At 72.3% G+C, this 914-nt stretch carries 2 protein-coding genes; both read left to right on the top strand.

What is annotated here, in order from left to right; genetic code table 11:
• Positions 1–293 (top strand): helix-turn-helix domain-containing protein (locus ESO86_RS17745; protein ID WP_165308363.1); only part of this gene is annotated, 293 nt, incomplete at its 5' end.
• A gap of 93 nt (positions 294–386) precedes the next feature.
• Positions 387–914 (top strand): glutathione peroxidase (locus ESO86_RS17740; RefSeq protein ID WP_165308362.1); only part of this gene is annotated, 528 nt, incomplete at its 3' end.

Below are 914 nucleotides of genomic sequence, written 5' to 3'. Positions count from 1 at the left end.
CGCGCGTCGCGATGCAGGCGGGCCTCGCGCTCGACGGCGCGACGCACCACGACACCCGGCACGGCGCCGCGGGCGTGGCCGGAGCGGACGAACCGGCCGATGCGATCGCCGAGCTCACCGCGCGCGAACGCCAGGTGCTCGACCTCATCGCCGAGGGCCTCAGCAACCGGCAGATCGGCGAGCGGCTGTACATCAGCGGCAAGACCGCGAGCGTGCACGTCTCCGCCATCCTCCGCAAGCTCGGGGCGTCGAGTCGCACCGAGGCGGTCTACCTGGCCCGCGCGACCCGCTGACGCGACGTCCGCGCGACCCGCGAACGCCGACTGCGAGGAGCCTCCCAGCGCACCGCGCTACCGTGGACGGACCGAACCGAGGAGCAACGACGCATGACCGAGCTCGAGACGATCCCGTTCCGCACGATGTCCGGCGAGACCCGCACGCTGGGCGACTGGGCAGGCCAGGTCAGGCTCGTCGTGAACGTCGCATCGCGGTGCGGGCTCGCCCCGCAGTACGAGCAACTCGAGGAGCTCCAGCGCACGTACGCCGACCGCGGCTTCACGGTGCTCGGCTTCCCGAGCAACCAGTTCCTGCAGGAGCTCTCCTCCAACGACGCGATCAGCGAGTACTGCCGGTCCACGTGGGGCATCACCTTCCCGATCCTCGACCGGGTGAAGGTCAACGGCCGCAGCGAGCACCCGCTCTACACCGAGTTGAAGCAGACGGCGGATGCCTCCGGCAGGGCCGGCCGCGTCGTCTGGAACTTCGAGAAGTTCCTCGTCCTCCCCGACGGCGAGGTCCGTCGGTTCCGTCCGACCACGGTGCCCGACGACCCGGCGATCATCGCCGCGATCGAGGCCGCCCTTCCCGGCGGGGCGAGCCGCGGCCGCGGGCCGGGCGCCGAGGCCGGCCGGACC

This window comes from Agromyces binzhouensis, from assembly GCF_004135055.1.
In the GTDB taxonomy this organism is placed as follows: domain Bacteria; phylum Actinomycetota; class Actinomycetes; order Actinomycetales; family Microbacteriaceae; genus Agromyces; species Agromyces binzhouensis.
This window is presented reverse-complemented; position numbering and strand designations above follow the sequence as displayed.